This window comes from Rugosimonospora africana (genome assembly GCF_016862975.1).
Classification (GTDB): domain Bacteria; phylum Actinomycetota; class Actinomycetes; order Mycobacteriales; family Micromonosporaceae; genus Rugosimonospora; species Rugosimonospora africana.
Genome location: NZ_BONZ01000041.1, coordinates 20,547 through 39,694, shown reverse-complemented (window position 1 = coordinate 39,694; position 19,148 = coordinate 20,547). Strand labels below are relative to the sequence as shown.

General features: G+C 71.6%; 20 protein-coding genes. 4 read left to right on the top strand and 16 right to left on the bottom strand.

Going from position 1 to position 19,148, the window contains the following annotated elements; genetic code table 11:
• Window positions 1-104 precede the first annotated feature (104 nt).
• Window positions 105-572, bottom strand: a complete 468-nt coding sequence (locus tag Raf01_RS22110; protein WP_203919875.1) for a MarR family winged helix-turn-helix transcriptional regulator — start codon at window positions 570-572, stop codon at window positions 105-107.
• A gap of 246 nt (window positions 573-818) precedes the next feature.
• On the opposite strand from Raf01_RS22110, the gene Raf01_RS22105 reads away from it, so the two are divergent.
• Window positions 819-1,700, top strand: a complete 882-nt coding sequence (locus Raf01_RS22105; RefSeq protein ID WP_203919874.1) for an alpha/beta fold hydrolase — start codon at window positions 819-821, stop codon at window positions 1,698-1,700.
• Window positions 1,701-1,706: 6 nt separating this feature from the next.
• On the opposite strand, the gene Raf01_RS22100 is transcribed toward Raf01_RS22105, so the two are convergent.
• Window positions 1,707-2,120 carry a VOC family protein gene (locus Raf01_RS22100; RefSeq protein WP_203919873.1) on the bottom strand — a complete coding sequence of 138 codons (414 nt, stop codon included), beginning with the start codon at window positions 2,118-2,120 and terminating at the stop codon, window positions 1,707-1,709.
• A 202-nt stretch (window positions 2,121-2,322) separates the two neighbouring features.
• On the opposite strand from Raf01_RS22100, the gene Raf01_RS22095 reads away from it, so the two are divergent.
• Window positions 2,323-4,956, top strand: a complete 2,634-nt coding sequence (locus Raf01_RS22095; protein ID WP_203919872.1) for a hypothetical protein — start codon at window positions 2,323-2,325, stop codon at window positions 4,954-4,956.
• A 20-nt stretch (window positions 4,957-4,976) separates the two neighbouring features.
• Here the strand turns inward: Raf01_RS22095 and Raf01_RS22090 are convergent, their stop codons facing one another.
• From Raf01_RS22090 to Raf01_RS22030, 13 genes are all read right to left on the bottom strand, one after another.
• Window positions 4,977-5,720: an alpha/beta hydrolase gene (locus Raf01_RS22090; RefSeq protein ID WP_239133804.1), complete on the bottom strand. Its 744-nt coding sequence runs from the start codon at window positions 5,718-5,720 to the stop codon at window positions 4,977-4,979.
• A gap of 46 nt (window positions 5,721-5,766) precedes the next feature.
• A complete protein-coding gene (locus Raf01_RS22085) occupies window positions 5,767-6,585 on the bottom strand; it encodes an alpha/beta fold hydrolase (RefSeq protein WP_203919871.1) in 819 nt (272 codons plus the stop codon).
• A gap of 87 nt (window positions 6,586-6,672) precedes the next feature.
• Window positions 6,673-8,619 (bottom strand): ABC transporter ATP-binding protein/permease, encoded by a 1,947-nt coding sequence (locus Raf01_RS22080; protein WP_203919870.1) that lies wholly within the window; start codon window positions 8,617-8,619, stop codon window positions 6,673-6,675.
• Window positions 8,616-9,587 (bottom strand): extracellular solute-binding protein, encoded by a 972-nt coding sequence (locus Raf01_RS22075; protein ID WP_203919869.1) that lies wholly within the window; start codon window positions 9,585-9,587, stop codon window positions 8,616-8,618. The genes Raf01_RS22080 and Raf01_RS22075 overlap by 4 nt, the downstream gene beginning before the upstream one ends.
• Window positions 9,588-9,679: 92 nt before the next feature.
• Complete coding sequence (locus Raf01_RS22070; protein WP_203919868.1) at window positions 9,680-10,264, bottom strand: PadR family transcriptional regulator; 585 nt, start codon at window positions 10,262-10,264, stop codon at window positions 9,680-9,682.
• Between the two features lie 32 nt (window positions 10,265-10,296).
• Window positions 10,297-10,491, bottom strand: coding sequence for a hypothetical protein (locus Raf01_RS22065; RefSeq protein ID WP_203919867.1), 195 nt, complete (start codon window positions 10,489-10,491; stop codon window positions 10,297-10,299).
• Between the two features lie 72 nt (window positions 10,492-10,563).
• Window positions 10,564-10,779, bottom strand: coding sequence for a hypothetical protein (locus tag Raf01_RS22060; RefSeq protein WP_203919866.1), 216 nt, complete (start codon window positions 10,777-10,779; stop codon window positions 10,564-10,566).
• Between the two features lie 145 nt (window positions 10,780-10,924).
• Window positions 10,925-11,467: a GNAT family N-acetyltransferase gene (locus Raf01_RS22055; protein WP_203919865.1), complete on the bottom strand. Its 543-nt coding sequence runs from the start codon at window positions 11,465-11,467 to the stop codon at window positions 10,925-10,927.
• A 140-nt stretch (window positions 11,468-11,607) separates the two neighbouring features.
• Complete coding sequence (locus Raf01_RS22050; protein ID WP_203919864.1) at window positions 11,608-12,537, bottom strand: dihydrodipicolinate synthase family protein; 930 nt, start codon at window positions 12,535-12,537, stop codon at window positions 11,608-11,610.
• Complete coding sequence (locus Raf01_RS22045) at window positions 12,534-13,445, bottom strand: fumarylacetoacetate hydrolase family protein (RefSeq protein ID WP_203919863.1); 912 nt, start codon at window positions 13,443-13,445, stop codon at window positions 12,534-12,536. The genes Raf01_RS22050 and Raf01_RS22045 overlap by 4 nt, the downstream gene beginning before the upstream one ends.
• A gap of 131 nt (window positions 13,446-13,576) precedes the next feature.
• Entirely contained in the window at window positions 13,577-14,356 is a 780-nt protein-coding gene (locus tag Raf01_RS22040; protein ID WP_203919862.1) for an SDR family oxidoreductase, read from the bottom strand.
• A 212-nt stretch (window positions 14,357-14,568) separates the two neighbouring features.
• Complete coding sequence (locus Raf01_RS22035) at window positions 14,569-15,870, bottom strand: WD40/YVTN/BNR-like repeat-containing protein (RefSeq protein ID WP_203919861.1); 1,302 nt, start codon at window positions 15,868-15,870, stop codon at window positions 14,569-14,571.
• 417 nt (window positions 15,871-16,287) lie between these two features.
• Window positions 16,288-17,133: an SDR family NAD(P)-dependent oxidoreductase gene (locus Raf01_RS22030; RefSeq protein WP_203919860.1), complete on the bottom strand. Its 846-nt coding sequence runs from the start codon at window positions 17,131-17,133 to the stop codon at window positions 16,288-16,290.
• Window positions 17,134-17,249: 116 nt separating this feature from the next.
• On the opposite strand from Raf01_RS22030, the gene Raf01_RS22025 reads away from it, so the two are divergent.
• Complete coding sequence (locus tag Raf01_RS22025) at window positions 17,250-17,828, top strand: PadR family transcriptional regulator (RefSeq protein WP_203919859.1); 579 nt, start codon at window positions 17,250-17,252, stop codon at window positions 17,826-17,828.
• 66 nt (window positions 17,829-17,894) lie between these two features.
• On the opposite strand, the gene Raf01_RS22020 is transcribed toward Raf01_RS22025, so the two are convergent.
• Entirely contained in the window at window positions 17,895-18,554 is a 660-nt protein-coding gene (locus Raf01_RS22020) for an Lrp/AsnC ligand binding domain-containing protein (protein ID WP_203919858.1), read from the bottom strand.
• 184 nt (window positions 18,555-18,738) lie between these two features.
• On the opposite strand from Raf01_RS22020, the gene Raf01_RS22015 reads away from it, so the two are divergent.
• A complete protein-coding gene (locus Raf01_RS22015) occupies window positions 18,739-19,116 on the top strand; it encodes a winged helix-turn-helix transcriptional regulator (protein WP_203919857.1) in 378 nt (125 codons plus the stop codon).
• The last annotated feature ends 32 nt before the right edge of the window (window positions 19,117-19,148 follow it).

Here is a 19,148-nt window from a genome sequence, read left to right as displayed (position 1 = left end):
CGGTTAAGTGTCAACCCTTGCATTCTTCGATGCGAATAGGTAAATGAGTAGCCTGTCGCGGTCGGGCAGCCACTCCCCGGGGTCCGGTTGACGCGCTGAAGCGTTCAAGCGGTGTCGTCGCGGGTGACGCGTGCCGGCCCGGGCCCGGTCACGTCCGCGACGATGCCGGCGGTCTCGCTCAGGAAGCGGTGGACGACGGCCAGCTCCGTTTCGCCGTACCCGTCGAGCATGCCGACCACCCGGGACATCAGCGGTCCGAAGAACGCCCAACCGAGCGCCTTCGCCTCGGGCGAGACGACCAGGCGCACCCGTCGCCGGTCGTGCGGATGGGGTTCGCGCCGGACCTGGCCCGCGCGTTCCAGCCGGTCGACCAGCGCGGTCACCGACGCGGAGTTGAGGCTCAGCCGCTCGCCGAGCCATCCGGGCGTGGCCATCACACTGGCGCGCTCGGCGTCGAGCAGGTCGATGATCGCCCGCAGGTCGGTGGGGTGCAGCCCGTTGGCGGCGGCGAACCGGGCGCCGAACGCGTCCAGGCTCACGGTCACCGCCCGCAGCAGGTGCACGATCCGCATGCCCGATGCCGATTCCGGGATCGGCGCCGGGTCCGCGGGGGGCGCCGAGTCCGCGGAAGGGGCCGGGCCCGGAGACAGTGCCGAGTCCGGGGAATGGGTCGGGCCGGGAGGCAGCGGCGGGTCCGGGGGTGGCGCCGGTGGCGTCGCGGGGCTCACCGCGCGTACCCCCGCCGTTGCCCGGCCGGGAGCGGCCAGATAGCTTGATGGTCGAGATACTTCATGACCGAGATACTAGATGAGGTGCCGATGTCTCACCAGAACGGGTCTCCCCAGGTCAACGACGCGTTCCTCGCCCGGTACGACGCGATGCTCGCCCGGTGGCCTGTGCCGCACGAGTCCGTCGACGTTCCGGGGCGCCACGGCACCACGCGGGTCAACGTGTGCGGCGTACCCGACGGGCCGGCGGTCCTGCTGCTGCACGGTGGCGGCTCGACGTCCACGGTGTGGTGGCGCACGGTGGGCGCGCTCGCCGGTACCCACCGGGTCGTCGCCGTGGACGTCATCGGCGACTCGGGACGCAGCGTCTACGACGGAGAACCGATCACCGGCCTGCCCGACCTCATGCGGTGGCTCGACGACACGCTCGACTCGCTCGGGGTCTCCGACGCCGTGGTCGTGGCCCACTCGTACGGCGGCTGGCTCGCCACGCAGTTTGCCCTGCACGCACCGCGGCGCGTCGGCGGACTCGTGCTGCTCGACCCGACCGAGTGCCTGTGCACCGAGAAGCTGAGCTTCCGGCTGCGCGCGATCCCGCTGTTCCTCAGCCCCAGCGACGCCCGACGGCGCTCGTTCATCCGGTGGGAGACGGGTGGACGCGAGCTGGACCAGCAGTGGCTCGAGCTGTGGTCGATGTCCTTCGGCGGCCCCACGAAACTGGTCTGGCCGAAGCTGATCCGGGGCGACCGGCTGGCCACGCTCGCCGCCCCGGTGTTGCTGGTCCTCGCCGGTGCGTCGCGGCAGAACCCGACCCAGAAGATGGCAAACGTGGCCAGCCGAGTCCTTCCCGCGGCGCGGGTCGTCACGCTTCCGGACGCCACCCACTTCACCCTGCCGCAACAGCATCCCGACGAGATCAACGCGCTGCTCCGCGAATTCCTCGACGAGCGGGCGGGCGCCCGGAAGCGGTGAAGGCCGTCAGGCGCTCGGGGCAGCGATGTTGACCATCCAGGAGATGCCGAAGCCGTCCTTGCACTGGCCGAACTCGTCGCCCCACATCTGCTTTTCCAGCGGTACGGAGATCGAGCCCCCGGCGGACAGCTTGTCCCAGTAGCCGCGCAACCGGTCGGCGTCGTCGCCGCTGAGGCTGATGGTGATGCTGTCGCCGTAGGTCCGGGACATCCCCGGCGGCGTGTCGGACGCCATCAGGGTGTATCCGTCGTCGGTTTCCAGCATCGCGTGCATGACCTTGTCGGCGATCGAGGCGTCCGGAGAACCGGCCTCGCCGAACGTGGCGATGGTGAGTTTGCCACCGAAGACCCCGTGGTAGAACTCCATGGCCGCGCGGGCGTTGTCGGTGAAGGCGATGTAGGGATTGAGGCGGGACGTCACAAGAGTCCTCCTTGACAGACGCGAACATACATCGGTGAGAACAACCTCCGCAGACTAACGCCGGGCACCGACGATTTCAGCGGTTGCCGCGCCGGCACCCCGCGCCCCGGCAAATCGACCTCCTCCGGCGATGGTGGGCCAGACCCGTACCAATAGATGATGTTCCCGAGTACGGTCGGACCGTGCCGGAGGAGGCTCACGAGTGAAGCGCGTCCCGGTGCTGCGATCGCTTGCCAGACTCCGCCGCCGCGCCCGTGATCTGCTGGGTGCCCTGCACCCGTACCGCCTCGTCATCGCGGGCGTCGCCGGTGCTCTCGGAGCCGTGCTCGGCACGATCTACGACCAGATCGACAACCGGCTGAAAATCGTGACGATCGCCGTGATCGGTGCGCTCACGGCGTTGTCCGTGATCCTCACGGAGCCCGGACGCGAAGGCCCGGACGAGCGCCCGACCCCGGAACGCAAGCCGGCGAGGCGCCCCGAGGGGGATGGGCTGCCTCGGGTCGTGGATGAGGTGGTCGAGGAGGTACTCGGGCTTCCCGAGACGGTCGCGTACCTGGGTGCCGATCCGCTCCGGGAGCGGCGCGCCGAGGTGGTCGACCTGGTGCGTGAGGCAATCGCCGACAACACCGACGCGGTACAGGAGACCAGCGAACAGCAGTACGTCAGATTTCAGGACGCGCTCGAACGGATGAGGCGCGGCTACGTCCGTCCCGTCTGGGCACGGCTCATCCCGGCGTACCGCGCGATCGTGTGGATGACACCGGGCGTCGCCCTGGGTCTGGCCATCGAGGAGGTGTCTCTCACCGCGATCGCGGCGGGGTTGAACGTTCTCCTCGTCGGCGTCGTCCTGCTGGAACGCAGCCACCGGACGTCATCCGCCGGCGGATCCCGGTGGTCGGCGATCGCGACAATCCCTTACTACGCTTGGGCGGCGGGCGCCGCCGGCGCAACCGCCTTCACGCCGGGGCTCACCGGGCACACGATCGGGATCGTCATGCGGTGGGACGCGCTCGCCTTTCCGGTGGCACTCATCCTGCTGGTCTTCTCTCTGCCCTATGCCGGGGATCTGGAACGGCTGCGCTCCGATCGCCCCACGGACTGGCCCGACCGGGTCGGCATCACAAGCTACCGGGACGCCGCGAGACAGGCCAGATCCGACTGGCTGGCGGCGCTCGCTCGCGACGGTGTGATGCCGTTGATCCGCGCCGACCTGATCCGGGATCGGGACGAGTACTCGCTCGTCCTGCCGGACGTCGATCCGGCGCGGCTGGGCGGGCTGCGGCGCTCCGATCAGTTGGTCAGAACGGCGGCAGCCGACCGGATCGAGTGGTTGCTCGGCCGGTTGGACAGCGCGAGCATCGGCTTGAGTGGCTCACGCGGGGCCGGGAAGAGCACCCTGTTGCGACAGTTCTGCACGCGGCAGTTCGCCACCGGAAGCGCGGATCTGCGGGTACTCGTGGAGGCCCCGGTCTCCTACGATCGACGGGACTTCCTGGTGTACCTGTTCGCCGAGGTGTGCCGGCGGGTGATAGACCGCGCGCCACCGGGTGGTGAGCGCGTCGCCCACCGGAGAAGCGGGATGCCGCGGGTGCTGCCCGCGGCCGTCACGGTGCTCGGCGTCATCGCCGTCGTCGGCTACATCATCGGCCCGTCGCTCGCGTCGCTGGCCAACCACGGGCATGCCGACCTACGCACGCTGCTGCTGGTGGTGGGCATCGTGCTGATCGTCGGCGGGACTGTGTGGACCGTCTGGGCTGGCCGCCCCTCCGTCGACCGGGCCTCGGCGATGAGCGGTGCCGCGATCGCCGCCAGCCACCAGCTCGACTCGCTGCGGTACCAGTCGACGCTGTCCCGGTCGCGGGACGGGAAGGTGCAACTGCCTGGCGCCCTCGAACTGTCGGCGTCGCGGCAGGTGCAGCGCGTGGAGTACGTGCCCACCTATCCGGAGTTGGTGGCGCAGTTCAGGAACCTCCTGGACCTCACCGGGCTGGAACACCGCGCCGCGGGTGGACGGGTCATCGTCGGGATCGATGAACTGGACAAGATCGCCTCGGCCGACGAGGCGGAACAGTTCCTCAACGACCTCAAGGCCATGTTCGGGGTGCGGGGCTGTTACTTCCTCGTGGCGGTCTCCGAAGACGCCCTCGCCGCGTTCGACCGCCGGGCCATGGGCGTCCGGACGATGCTCGACAGCGCGTTCGACGGCGTCGTCGCGGTGCGGCCGCTCCTGCTGACCGGCGCGGGAACGCTGCTGGGGCTGCGCGGCATCTGGCTTCCCCGGCCGTACCTGTTGTTGTGTCACGCGCTCTCGGGCGGCCTGCCACGGGAGCTGATCCGCGTTGTGCTGAGCCTGGCCGAGCTGATTTCCGAGGGGCTGCGTGGTGAGTTCCCGGTTCTGGCCCAGAGCCTGATCAGACGCGACATCGCAGCGGTCCTCAACGCGCAGATCCGCTACGCCGCGCAGGCAGCGGTCGCGCCCGCCGTCATCGATTGGCTCGCGCTCGCCGCGGAGACGACCAACGCCGGCGAGCTCGAACGGTTGGCGGTCGAGACTCCGCAGGCGTCCGGTCCCGGAACAGGCCGCACCGCGGCGGAGTCACTGCTCGTCGAGACGACGCGGGCCTACCTGTATCACACCGCCACGCTGATCCGCGCGTTCGCCGAAGACGTCGACGCCACCGTCAGGCTGCTGCGGTCCGGCACAACCGTGGCACAGCTCAGCGGTCTCGGATCCGCGAGGAACCAGATCATGACGGAGCCGAAGCTGGCCTGGCACGCCACGAGCCGGTTCCGGTCCCTGGGCGCCATGCCGCCGCTCGACCCGTCGGCGTGATCCTCAGACCGGTGGCGACTTCAGACCGGTGGTGACTGCGGGTACAGGCTGGCGTCCGCGCCGGAGAGCAGCCAGCCGGTGGCGCTCGTGACGATCGACTCCGGCACCTCGTGACCGCCGGTGAACTCGTCGTAGGTCACGCCGTACTCGAGCGTCCGCAACCATGGCACGATCCGGCGGCTGCAACGGTCGATGGGCAGCACGGAATCCCCGGTGCCGTGCGAGACGAACACGCGCGGCTGGCCGTGGGTGAGCAGCGGCGCGGCGAATCCGGGGGAAAAGGCCAGCACGCTGTCGAAGAAGTCGCCGTTGGTCAGCCCGAGGGACAGGGCGTACGAGGCGCCGTCGGAGAACCCGCCGATCGTCACGTGTTCCACCGGGTACGAGTCGACGACCTCCTCCAGCAGCCGGTCGATCCGGCGCACGTCGGGTCCGTAGCCGTCGAGGATGAGGTCCCAGGTGCTCGCCGACGACTGGGGAGCCAGCAGCAGGAACCGGTTCTGGTCGGCGACCGGCAGCAGGAGGTCGAGTGCCTGGCGGGGCGCGCCACCGGCGCCGTGCAGCAGCAGCACCAGACGATAGGGGCCGCCGTCCACCGGCGCGGGTACGTAGCTGGCCGCGAGCAGGTCGCCGGTCGGCCCCTCGTGGTGCCGCAACCCGGTCCGGGCGTCGCCGGCGACCGGTGGGCGCAGCCGTACCGAGAGGCGACCGTGCCGCGAGTTCTCCTCCGGCCGCACATGGGGCGACCCGGGTTCCTCGCTCACCGGCGCCTCATCCCTGAGCGTTGTCGCTGGGTGTCATCGCTGGTGGCTACCGCTGGGTGTTCAGGTGCTCCAGCAGTTCGCGGGATACCAGCTCGGGGTTGTCGAGCATGGAGTAGTGACTGCAGTCAGGCAGGATCTTCAGAGTCGCGTTCGGGATGGATTCCTGGAGTTTCTGACCCCAGAACGGCGTGGTGTAGGGGTCGTGCTGTCCCCACAGGAGGGTCACCGGAACCGACACGTTCGGCAGGTCCGGCACGATGTCTTCGGTCTGGTGGTGGTCGAGCGCGGACGCGGCGCGCGTGAGCTCCTCCGGACCGGAGGGAGAGGCGAACGGCGCGGTGAACGCCTCCAGCACCGCCGGAGTCACGACTTCGGGGTTGTAGACCCCGCCACGGATCATCTGCCCGATCAACGTGGTGCTCGGCTCGAACTCGGGTGCGGTGGGCCAGAGCATCGCGGAGACCTTCGGCAGCGGCCAGTTGGCGAAGCAGACCGCGTCGGCCGCGACCATGCTCAACACACGTTCCGGATGCTTGACCGACAGGATCTGGACGATCCCGCCGCCGAGGTCGTGACCGACGAAGTGCGCTTGCTGGATGCCGAGGGCGTCGAGCAGCTTCACCACGTGCTCCGCCTGGTTGGGCAGCGCCAACTCGTCCTGCGGCGCCCGGTCGGACGATCCGTAGCCGAGCAGGTCGGGCGCGATCACCGTGTAGGTCTGGCTCAGGTGGGGGATGACGCCGTGCCACAGAAAGGAATTGGTCGGGATGCCGTGCAGGAGAACGACGGCCTGCGCCCCCGAACCCGCCTGCTTGTAGTGAATCTGGTAGTCACCGACAGAGGCAGACTTGTCTTCCCATTGCATTCTGTCGATTCCCTTCCCTCGCCCGTCGCGGACATCTACCCCGAAAGGGGTACCCCAAACGGCCGCGACGTCCGGACCAAAACCCGGTCAACCGGTCGCGGCCGTCGAATTCAGGACAACTCCCCCGGGCCACGCTCCGGTCTCGCCGCGCGGCCAGACGGTGATCGCCGATGGATCGAGTCCGATCCGGCAGGCGTCGCCGGCCCGGAGGTCCCCGACTCCGCCCGAGCCGCCCGCTGACCCGCCGGCCGCACCGCCCAGCGCAGCGCCAGCCCCGCCGGAGCCACCGACCCCGCCGACCCCGGCCACGGTACGGACCGTCAGCGCCGGGCCACCGGCCAGTTCCACCGTCAGCAGCAGCGTGGTACCCGTGTCGGCACAGTCGAGGACCGTCGCCGGGTAGCCGCCCGATCCGCCGATCGTCACGTGCTCCGGCCGGACACACCACAGCACCTCGGTACCCGTCGGCAGGTCCCCGGCCTCGACCGCGATGGCCGTACCCGCGGCGGTCAGCTCGGCCGGTCCGGTGACCGTACCGTGGTGCAGGTTCTGGATCCCCAGCAGCCGCGCGACCTGCGGGGAGGCCGGCCGCCCGTACACCTGCGAGCGCGGCCCGGCCTGCAGCAGTACCCCGTTGTCGATGACCAGGATCTCGTCGGCGAGCAGCGCCGCCTCCTCCGGGTCATGCGTGACCAGCACCGTGGACAGGCCCATGTCCAGCTGGAGCCGGCGCAGTTCGCGGCGCAACTGTTCACGGACCGGGGCGTCGAGCGCGGAGAACGGTTCGTCGAGCAGTACCAGCCGTGGGTCGCGGGTCAGGGCCTGGGCCAGGCTGACGCGCTGCCGCTGGCCGCCGGACAGCTGGTGCGGCAGCCGGTGCCGCAGCCCGTCGAGGTGCAGCGTCCGCAGCCACCACGCGGCCAGGTGCGGGTCGGCGCCGTCGGCGAACAGCAGTTGCTGCCAGACCGTGCGGCCGGGCAGCAGGCTCAGTCCCTGCGGCACGTACCCGATGTGCCGGGCCTCGGTCGGGATCCGGGTGACCGCGTCCCCGTTGTACGACACCGTTCCGGCGGACGCGCCGAGCAGTCCGGCGATGCCGCGCAGCGTCATGGACTTGCCCGAGCCGGACGGGCCGAGGATCGCGATCCGGTGGCTGGTCGCCCGATGGTCCAGCCGCAGCCGGAACGTGCCCACCGCGACGTCGAGGTCGAACGCGACCGTGGTCGGGGCGGCCGGGCGCGGGGCGCGGGCCTCCGGCATCGGCGGGCGCCGGCGCAGCCGGGCGGGCCTGCGGAGCTGGCCGAGGATCAGGACGACGGCGGCGATCCCGAGGGCCAGCGCGGTGGGTGCCTGCGTCTGCGGGATGCCGGTGTCGGAGAATCGCACGTAGGTGAAGACCGGCATCGAGTACGGGTGGTAGGCCAGCAGGACCGTGGCGCCGTACTCGCCGATCGCCCGCAACCAGGTGAGCATCAGGCCGGCCCGGATACCGGGGCCGGCGACCCGCAGGTTGACCGAGAAGAACCGGGCGAGCGGCCGGTGTCCCAGGCTCGCGGCGACCTCCTCCAGCGCGGGATCGACGGCGGCGAAGGCCGACCGGGCGGCGATGATGAGGAACGGGGACGCGACGAAGATCTGCGCGATCACGACCCCGGCCACCGAGTCGGTCAGCCGGCCGCCGAAGAGCTGGCCCAGCTTCGTGTACGGCCCGACCAGGTAGATCAGGATGATCCCGCTCATCACCGGCGGCAGTGCCAGCGGGAGCTGGACGAGCACCCCGACCGTGGACGCCACCGGTCCCCGGGAGCGGGCCAGCCAGCTCGCCAGCGGAACGCCGACGATCGCGATGATGGCCGCGGAGATGGTGGCGCTCTCGACGGACACCCCGACCGCGGACCACAGTCCCGGGCTGTGGAAGCCCCGGTCGCCGGAGCCGGCGAACCGGACGGCGAACGCGACGACGGGAACCAGCAGGTACAACGCCAGCAGCCCGCCCAACCAGGTGAGCGGGCTGCGGGACGCGCGATAGATCACTGACCGGACAGTACGCCGCTCAGGCTGGCGGGCACCCCGCTACCGGTCACGGTCGGCGGCGTGACCAGGTTGAACCCGTCCTGCTTGAGAACCTTCAGCCCGTCGGGGCCGAGCAGGTAGCCGACGAACGCCTCGGCGCCGGCCTGGTCGGGAGCCTGGTTGAGCACGGTCACCGTGTAGGTGGCCTTGAGGTCCTGCCCGGTGACCGGCACGGTCGGGATGTTCGCCGCGACCGCCTCGCTGGAGTAGAAGAATCCGGCGTCGAGCTGGCCGGACTGCAGCCGGCCGACCAGAGTCTCCTCCGGGAACACAGTGGACTTGTTCGCCGCCACGGCCTTGAGCGCCGGCAGGTTCTCGCTCGTCGCGGCCGTGGTCATCGCCTGGGCGGCGAGCTTGCCCTTCGGGTCGGTCGCCGGGTCGGTGGTGCCCAGCTTGAACCCGGGCTCGGTGACCACCTGGTACCACGGCTTGGATTTCAGGTCGGCGGCGAACTTGCTGCCCGCGTTGTACCCGATGACCAGCGGCGACGACGCGTACGTCGCGTACCACGACACCCAGTTGCCGTTGGCCGCGCCCTCCAGCGAGGTGTTGACGGTGGGGCTCGCGCTGATGAACACGTCGCCGGGGTGCACCTTGCCCTTGATCTGGGTGGCCAGCGCGGTCGAGCCGGCCGAGAAGCCGGTGAACTTGTATCCGGTCGCGGTGGTGAAGGCCGGACCGATCTGCTTCTCCATCAGGTCGACGAGGGAACCGGCGTAGAGCACGTTGACCGGGCCGGAGCCCTTCGGGACGCTGCCCGCCGAGGCACCGCCGGTCGGGGCGGAACCGGTCGACGACGGGTTCGACGAACCGCAGCCGGCGACGGCGAGCGCTGCCGAGAGCAGCGCCACCGCGGCGACGGCACGGACGCGGCCGGGCACGGCGGTGCGCGGGCGGCCGGCGGTGCGTATGCGGCCGGGAGTGCGCATGCGGCCGGGAGTGGCTGTGTGGACGGCAGAGTGTGGGGAGATGCGAGACGACAGCAGCACGACCCGACCGTATCGTAGTAGTCACATGCTGACTACCGGACCCGGCCGCCGTCCTCAGCACGGTTGCGCAACGGTTTGAGATCGTCGCTATCGGCGAGGACCTGGTCGATGAAGTCCAGCGCCGCGCGGTAGGACGCCGACCGCCAGAGCGCCAGCGTGCGGTCGAATCCCCCGCTGCGTTGGCTCAGCGCGTCCAGCCGGGCCAGTTCCGGCTCGAGCCGCTGGCGCTGGGCGAGCAGCAGCGGACGGCTGTCGGTACCGGCGCGGTCGTGCAGCGCGAGCTTGAGCATGAACAGCGACCGTACGTCGCGGGCCCGGTCCACCGGCTCGACCAGCCAGCCCCGCACCTGGCCGGCGCCGGTCGCGGTGACCTCGACGATGGTACGGGTCGGGCCGCGGTCACCGGGTTCCGTGGCGCCCTGGTCGATCAGGCCCCGCTCGACGAGCTTGCCCAGTTCCCGGTACACCAGCGGACGCGGCACGGTCCAGATCCGCCCCAGGGCGCCGTCCGCCGCCAGCAGTTGCGCCACCGCGAAGCCGTGCGTCGGCCCCTCGGCGACCGCGCCCAGCACCGCCCACGCGGTGGGCGACATGCCGGCGGTCTGGCTCGGTGCCACACGCGGAGCGTATACCTGCCGCCGAGCCGGGCTCAGTCCTCGACGAGGTCGGCCCAGTCGACGCCGTTCTGGCCCAGAAAGTACTCGACCGTACCGATCACCAACCGGTCCTGGTAGATCCGGTCGACGTGCCACAGCCGGTACCAGAAGCGGTTCCGCTCCCGGATCGCCTCCACGCGCCACAGCCCGTCCGGGGTGCTGAAGCTGCCCTGGATCCACTCGGCCACGCCGACGACGGTACGGCGGGATCTCGCCGCCGGCGAACCCACCAAACGGCACTTCACCTGCACAAACGACGGCTACTCGCACCACGGGTCATCGACTGGTACCGACTCCATGCGGTCCAGGTCGACGCCCAGTCCGGCCAGCAGCCGCCGCAGTTCCTCCGGCCCGGCCGCCTCCCCGACCGGAGCGCCGTCCGCGTCCCACAGCCGGTACTCGACCCCGGGCTCGTCGACGACCTGGTCGAGCAGGTACCGCCGGTCGTCGCTGCGCCAGGACCGGTCCACCGCCATACTTTCCGACGCTACGGCCGCGACCCGGTGCCGGGGCGCGGTTCACGTCGCCGCCTCACCCGGAGTGGACCCGGCCGGCCGGCAACCGGAGCCGCCCTCCCGGTCCACTCGACCGGCCCGCACCGCCGCCGAGCGTCCCGCCGGGTCACTGTCCGATGTGGACAGACCCGGTGAGGTCGCGTTGCATCAGTACCGTGTCGACCCACCGGCCGTGCTTGTACCCCACGCCGACCAGCCGGCCCGCGTCGGTGAACCCGAACGACCGGTGCAGCGCCGCCGACGCGTCGCTGCCGGTGTCCGCGATGACGGCGACGACCTGCCGCACCCCGGCTCGCGGGCAGCCGGCCAGCAGCGCGCCGAGCAGGGCCCGGCCCAGTCCCTGGCCGGTGCGTCCCGGAGCCAGGTAGATCGAGTCCTCGACGGTGTGGCGGTACGCCGGTTTCGGCCGCCACGGGCCGGCGTACGCGTAGCCGGCCACCTCCCCGCCCACGGTCGCGACCAGGAACGGCAACCCGCGCCCTGTCAGGTCGTCCAGCCGCTGCCGCCAGTCGGCGACGCCCGGCGGTACCTCCTCGAACGTGGCGACGCTGCCGAGCACGTAGTGCTCGTAGATGCCGGCGACCGCCCCCAGATCCCCGGGCTCCGCCGGCCGGACCAGCACGTCCACGCCGGGTACGGCAACCGCCATTCGCTGTCCCCTCCCACTGTGATAGCGACTCGCTCATCGGAGGGCCCGGCCACCGACCCCGCGGTGGCGTCCCCCGTGAGTCGTCGAGTCTAGAGATCAATTGTTTCGGGAGGGAAAACTGCGGCTGTTCGGGTGGCCGCTCAGTCCAGCTTGGCGCGGTCGTCGTGCCGGGCCAGCCGGCGCAGCAGGTAGTCCACCTCCGCGATCGCGGCCGGCGACAGCCGGCTGGCCGGTGTCCGCTGCGTGGCCGTGGTCAGGACGCCGCGCTGGGCCAGCACGTACTTGCGCACCGCGAGGCCCAGGCCGGGCTGCTGCTCGTAACGCAGCAGCGGCAGGTGCGCGTCGAACAGGTCGTGTGCCTCGTCCCGCCGCCCGGCGGCCGCCATCGACACGACGTCGACGAGCATCTCCGGAAAGCAGTACCCGGTCATCGCGCCGTCGGCGCCCCGCTCCGTTTCGAAGTCCAGGAACAGGCCGCCGTTGCCGCACAGCACGCTCAGCCGGGGCATCCGGTCCTCGGCCTCGAACGCCCGCAGCGCCGAGATCTTCTCCAGGCCCGGCCAGTCCTCGTGCTTGAGCATCACACAGTTCGGGTTGTCGACCGCGATCCGGCGGATCACCTCGGGCGTCATGACCACACCGAAGGTGAGCGGGTAGTCCTGGATGACGAACGGGGTGCCGGCACCGATCGCGGCCGCGGCACCGGCGTAGTAGTTGACGATCTGGTCGTCGGTGCGCAGCGTCGAGGGCGGGGCGATCATCACGCCCGCCGCGCCGAGGTCCATCGCGCTGGCCGACAGCGAGCGCATGGACGCGAACCCGGGCGCCGACACCCCCACCACGACCGGGAACGGGGCACGGGTGACCACCCGTTCCACCACCGCCAGCGCCTCGTCGTGGTCCAGCTTGGGTGCCTCGCCGAGCTGGCCGAGGATGGTCAGCCCGGTCACGCCCGCCGCGGTGTAGAACTCGACCATCCGGTCCACCGACGCCAGGTCCAGCCCGCCGTCCGCGGTGAACGGGGTGGGCGCGATGGCGTACACGCCGCGGGTCTCGCGGGACAGCGTCATGGTGTACCTCTTCCTTCGGACGGGGCCGTTCCCTCCGGCCGGATCAGCGGATCCGCGACGACCGGGTTGGTCAGCGGTGTCAACGGGCCCACCCGGGCCTGCGCCCGGTCGCCCGGCCGGATGACGCCCGCGCCCGGGGTGCCGGTGGAGATGATGTCGCCGGGGAACAGCGGCATGAGTTCGCTGTGGAAGCTGACCAGCCGGCGCAGGCCGTGCGCCATGTTGGCGACCGTGTTCGCCCGCACGGTGCGGCCGTTGACCACGGTGGCGATGTCCAGCCGCTCCAGGTCCGGACCGTAGCCGGCCAGCTCGTCGAGCGTCACCACCTCCGGGCCGAAGGAGAAGAACGTCGGGAAGTTCTTCGACCGGGTCAGGTAGCGCGGGTTCTGCGCGAGGATGTCCTCCGCCGTCTGGTCGAGGATCGCGCACACGCCGAAGATGTGTGCGAACGCATCCTTCTCGGGGACGTCGCGGGCGGTGCGGCCGATGATGACGCCCAACTCCGCCTCGGCCGTGACGCGCTGGCTCTGGCGCGGAAGCACGATGTCGTCACCCGGGCCGACGATGGTGTGGTCGCCCTTGAGGAACGAGGCGGGCTGTTCGGGATGCGGGGCGCTCAGGTCGGCGGCGTGTTCCCGGTAGTTCAGGCCGATGCCCCAGATCTTGCGCGGCCTGCGGTACGGCGACCGGAATACCGCTCCGCCGGCGGATACCAGGTCGCGCTCCGGCAGCGACCGTGCCCGGTCGGCGAGGGCGGCCAGCGTGCCGGCGTCGGGTACCCGCTCGACGAGCCGGAGCAGGTCACCGGTGAGCCCGGAGTCGACGAGGTTCAGCGGCGCCCATCGTCCGCCGGGTACGGCGACAACGGACTGCTCGACGCCGTCACACAGCAGAGTCGCGAAGCGCATCGACGCCCTTTCTCGAACGGGCCCTCTCTCGGACGGCGGGCCTGGTGCCGCGGCGCCGGAGCCGCGTCGCCGGTGCCACGGCAGCCGCCGGTGCCACGGCAGCGGTCGCGGCTGCCGCAGTGGCGCCGGTGCTACGGCAGCGTCGCCACCATCCCGCCGTCGACCAGGATGCACTGCCCGGTGACGTAGGACGCTCCACGTGACGCCAGGAACGCGACGCACGCGGCCAACTCCTCGGGGCTGCCGTACCGTCCCATCGGGATCTGGCTCTCCGAGTCGCGGCGTACCTCCTCGGCCGTCACACCCCGGCGGGCCGCGGCCCCGGCGTCCAGCGCGCGCACCCGGTCGGTGTCGATCCGGCCGGGCGCGACCATGTTGACCGTCACGCCCAGCGGGGCCAGTTCCACCGAGAGGTCCTTGACCAGGCCGTCGATCGCCGGCCGGAAGACGTTGGAGAGCATGATGTTCGGGATCGGCCGCCGGACGCTCGACGAGCCGATGACGACGATCCGGCCCCGCCCGGAGGTGCGCATCCCGGGCAGCACCGCGTGCGTCGCGCGGACCACGCTCATCAGGGTCAGCTGGTATGCGGTGTCCCAGTCCGCGTCGGTCGCGGTGAAGAAGTCCCCGGGCGGCGGGCCTCCGGCGTTGGCGACGAGGACCCCGATCGGGCCGAGCTTGTCCCGCACGGCCACGACCGCGTCGTTCAGCGCGCTCGCGTCGCTCACGTCGGCGACCACGCCGAACGCGGGCCCGTGCCGTTCGAGCCGCGTCACCGCCCGCTCGACGTCGTCCGCCGTGCGGGCACAGACGGCGACCGGATGGCCCTGCTCGGCGAGCGCCACCGCCGAGGCGAGGCCCAGGCCGCGCGTGCCGGCCATCACGAACGCGACATCGGCCGTGTCCACCACGTCGGCGCCTCCACATCACCCGTGCCGTGCGGCCGCCGGCCACCGTCGGGCGGCTGGTCGGCCGTCCCGCCGACCGGGAACCGCCGGCAAGACGCAGGCCACTATATACAACCTGGGGTGCGGTAACGGATCGTGTGCTCGGCAGCACGGCCCGGGCCCGCAGCGGCGGCGCGGGCCCGGGTGCGCGGTTGTGCGTCAGGTGCGGTCGTGCGTCAGGCGAACTTGTACGTCTTCCAGGAGTGGCCCGCGTCGGTCGTGGTGAGCACCGCCGCCGACCCGAGGACGCAGCGGCCGGTCTGCGCGTTCTCGAAGCCGATGACCGGGTGGCCGTCGCTGTTGGCCGGCGGCGCGGGGGCGTGCGACACCGCCGCCCACGAGGCGCCAGCGTCGGTGCTGCGGTAGAGCACCGAGGCCACCGTGACGATGATCGTCGTCGGGCTGGCCGCTCCGACAGCGTCCGGGCGGGTACTCGGGGTGCGGTGGTGCGGTCCGAACGTCGCGCCGCCGTCGGTGGACGTGATCACGTACCCGCTCGCGTCGCCGCGTACCAGGCACAGCACGGTCAGCGATCCCTCGGGCCCGACGGCCAGCTGGGTCGTGTCGCCCTCCTTGCCGGCGTCGGTGCCGCACGGGTCGCCGCGGGTCGTCCAGTGCCGGCCGTCATCGGTGGACGTGGCGAGCGTCGCCTGGGCGTTCTCCGCGCCGCCGGCCGGGTTGCGGTACACCGCCAGGTAGGCGTGGTGCCCCGCCCGCAGCAATTGCACGGCGTTGCCGGTCAGCGTGCCGGGTGCGGTGACGGCCTGCCAGTTGGCGCTTCCGACCGGCGCTGTGGAGACCTCGTACCCGCAGCCGGGCGGGCAGCCCTGGGTGTCGTGGCTGACCCGCAGGGCGGTGCCGTTGGCGAGCTCGACCGCGTCCGCCTGCCCGGACTGCTTGGTCCAGGTGAGCCCGCCGTCCCGGGTCAGGTACAGCGCCGTGGAGCCGTAGGCGTATCCGGTGGTGGAGAGGGCGAACCTGAGGGCGCGCACACAGAGTTGGTTCGCGTCGCAGCCGTTCTGTCCGTTGGGTTCCAGCTCGGCCTTGGGTGCCGGGATGCCGACCCAGGTGCGGCCCCCGTCGGTGGTACGCACGATGGACGTGCAGGGCTTCGTCGAGCACGGCGCCGTACCCAGCAGCCAGCCCTGGTCCGCGCTGGCGAACGTGAAGTCCTGGGCGACGAACCCGTGCGGTACCGGCCCGCCCGGTGGCTTCGCGGCGGCGGAGCTGCCGGCGGCCCCGGTCTCGGTGCCGGCCGCCAGGGAACCCGTCGCCGACGCGGACGGTCCAGCCTGTCCCGGAGAACTCGGAGAGCCCGGCGATCCCCCGGACCCCGAGCACGCGGTCACCTGTGCGGTGACGGTGGCGGCCAGTACGGCCAGCGCCAGCGACGCGAGCAGCCTCGAACGGCGCCGCGCGGGCGGGCCGTGCACCGGCACCGGTTCGTTCGTCGAACGTACGCGTTCCTCGATCCGCATCGCGATCCCCTCCCCTACCAGTCATTGCCGGTTGCCTCGTTGCCGGTCCCGTATCCCCGGTCGCCGGGTCGCCGACCCGGGTCGCCCGACTCTTGTCGCCGGTCACCGCGGGTCACGCCCGACTGCCCCCACCTGATGCCCGTTATACCTGTCCTCGATGCCAATGTCTCGAAGTGTCCGTCGTTCCCGGGCGCCAGGCTGCCCAAACTTGTCCTCGTTGTCCGGCGTGTCGCACCCGGGTGAGGCTCGCCGGGTATGACCCACTTACCAGCTACACGCCGCAGCCGCCCGACACGTTGCACGGCCTTCAACGACGGGCCCCACCTCCGACAACTGCGTCGGCTTCAACGCGGCCACCAGCCCAGTGAGGCCACCAGCTCACTGGGCCAGTGCGACCCAGTGAGCCAGTCCGCCATCTCAGCTGGCCGCCGGTAGTGCGGACAGGCCCAGCGCGCGGGCCACCATCCGGTCGCGCAGGCCCATCGGGAGCCTGGCCAGCATCGCGAACACCCGGGCGTTGCCGGCCACGTAGTGCGTCTTCGGCCGCGCGTCCAACGTCGCCGAGAGCACCGCCCGCACCGCCGTCGCCACCGGGTCCAGCCGCTGCCTCGCGGTCGCCGCGGCGACCGCGTCGAGCGCCGAGCGGTAGAGCCCGACACCGTCGGGGTCCACAGTGGCCAGTGCCTCGACGCTTGCCCGGTCCGCCTTGGCGAAGATCTCCGTGGCCGTGCCGCCCGGTACCACCTGAACGACCGGCAGGCCCCAGGGGGCGAGTTCGAGCCGGACCGCGTCCGACAGCGCCGCGAGCGCCGCCTTGCTCGCCGAGATCGGGGCCGCGAACGGTACCGCGACTCGCGCCGTCGGTGCGGTGACGTTGACGATGCGGCCCCGGCCCTGCCTCAGCTGCGGCAGAAACGATCGCATCACCCGTACCGGGCCGTACACGTTGACCTCGAACTGCCGGCGCAGTTCCGCCTCGGGTACCAGTTCCAGCGGCCCCTGCACGATCACGCCGGCGTTGTTGACGATCGCGTGCAGCCCCTGGCCGCGCTGGCGGTCGGCGACCTGCTCCGCTGCCCGCGCCACGCTGTCCGGGTCGGTGACGTCGAGAGTGACCGGTACCGCGCCGGCAAGCTCCGCCGGAGCCGGGCCGCGCAGCCCCGCGTACACCGTGAACCCCCGCTCGACCAGGGCTCGTGCGGCGGCGAGGCCGATGCCGGCGCCCGCGCCGGTGATCAGGATCGCTCGTGAATCGGTTACCACTTGGTCCTCCAGTCATGTACTAAGGGACATGTCCTTGGGTACAGGTGATACTGATCCACGGGCGGCGCACCGGTCAAGCCACCCGCGTGTGACCGGCGCCACTAGGGAGGAACGGCATGTCGCTGCGACACGGCCTGTTGGGGCTGCTGGCCGAGGGGCCGGCGAGCGGGTACGACCTGTCCCGCCGCTTCCAGGAGGTACTCGGCGCGCTATGGCCGGCGCAGCACCCGAAGATCTACGCCGAGCTGGGGCGGATGGTCGACGGCGGGCTGATCGACATCGACAGCCACGGGCCGCGCGGTCGCAAGGCGTACCGGATCACCGAGGCCGGCCGCGCGGAGGTACGGCGGTGGCTGACCCAGGTGGACGTGGACCACACCGTACGGCTGGAGGCGTTGCTGCGCTCGTACTTCTTCTGGCTCATGGAGCCCGACGACCTCGCACGGCACCTGGCCAGGGAGGCGGAGTTCTACACCGAACAGGCCGCGATCTACCGCGCCTACGCCGAACGTAAGGACGCCGGCGAGTTCGGCTCCACGCCGCAGGTGCAGTCGATGCGCATCACGATCGAGGGCGGGGTACGGGTGTACGAGGCGCTGGCCGAGTGGGCCCGTTGGGCGGCGACGTACAAGCTGCCGGCCGCCGCGGACGGCGGTGCGCCCGAGGACGGCACCGCCAACAGCGACGACGGGTAGACCCTCAACAGCGGCGACGGGTAAGCCCACAGGCGGGTTCGCGGCGCCGGCCCGGATGGTTCGGCGCTACGCGTCCAGCGCTCCCCGGACAACGCGGACCGACGGCTGCGACAGCAACGGCGGCTGCGCTTGCGGTTGGGGTTGGGGTTGCGGTTGGGGTTGGGGTTGGGGTTGCGACGGCAGCACGAGGTAGGTCACCGTCTCCGCGGCGCCACCGCGATGGCGCATCCTCCCCACGACCGCGTCCAGGTCGGCGAGGCTCGCACAGGACACGCGCACCACGGCGTCGATGTCCGCGGCCACCCGCCACACCTGTGCCACGCAGGGTTCGGTCCGCAGGTACGCCGCGAACTGGGCCGGATCGGTACGGGCGGCGGTGCGCACGCACACCAGCGCCTCGATGTCGGTCGCCCCGGAGTCCTGCGGTCCGGTTCCCGGCACTCCGACGCCCCCGGGCCCGACCTCCGCCACGTCGACGGTCGCCGCCCTGGCTTGCGCCGCGCCAGCCTGCGCCGCCACGGCTCCCGGTGTTCCTACGTGCGGTGTCACGGTGCCCCCGGCCCGGTCGCGGCAGGCGATACGGTCGGCGTTCGCCAACGGCCCGCCCCCGGTGCCGGGCAACCCCGGCCGCACGCCCGGTGCCGTCCGCAGCCGGCGCACGCTGCCCTCGTCCGGGCACCGCCGGCTCCCGTCCGCGCCGGAACGCCCGCTACCCCGAGAAGCCACACCACCATGCTGGAACCCGGTCGGGCCACCGCCAACCCTCCCTGACGGGATAACCACGCCAGCGAACCGGATCCTGACACTGCCTTGACGCCTGGCCGCGAGCGCCGCCGTACCGCGTAAAAAGGGTGTAGAGATTGGCTTCGCAGCCTTGTGCCGGCCGCCGACCGGTTCGTTGACTGGGTTCATGACAGGCTTCACGGCCTCACCCCGACCGCCCCGCCCCGGCGACGGGGAGCACCCGCAGAACCGACCGGGGCAGGCCGTGCTGGACCTCATCCGCCGGCCGTACGTGGCCGAGATCCTGGCCGCCCTGGACGCAGGCCCGCACAGCCTGACCGAACTGCGCCGCGCGACGGGCGCGTCCCGCCGGCTGGCCGCCGCCGCGCTCGGCGCGCTGGCCGCTCACGGCACCATCGCCCGGCAGCGCGGCGCCGGCAGTTGGGACAGTCTCGACCGGGACCCGGTACGGTACCGCGTCACGCCGGCCGGTGAGGAACTCATCGACTGCCTGTTCCTGCTGGACGCGTGGCTGGCTGTGTACGACATCGACCCACCCGAGTGACGCGGGTCCACCGCTGCCTGTGCGGAGGCCGC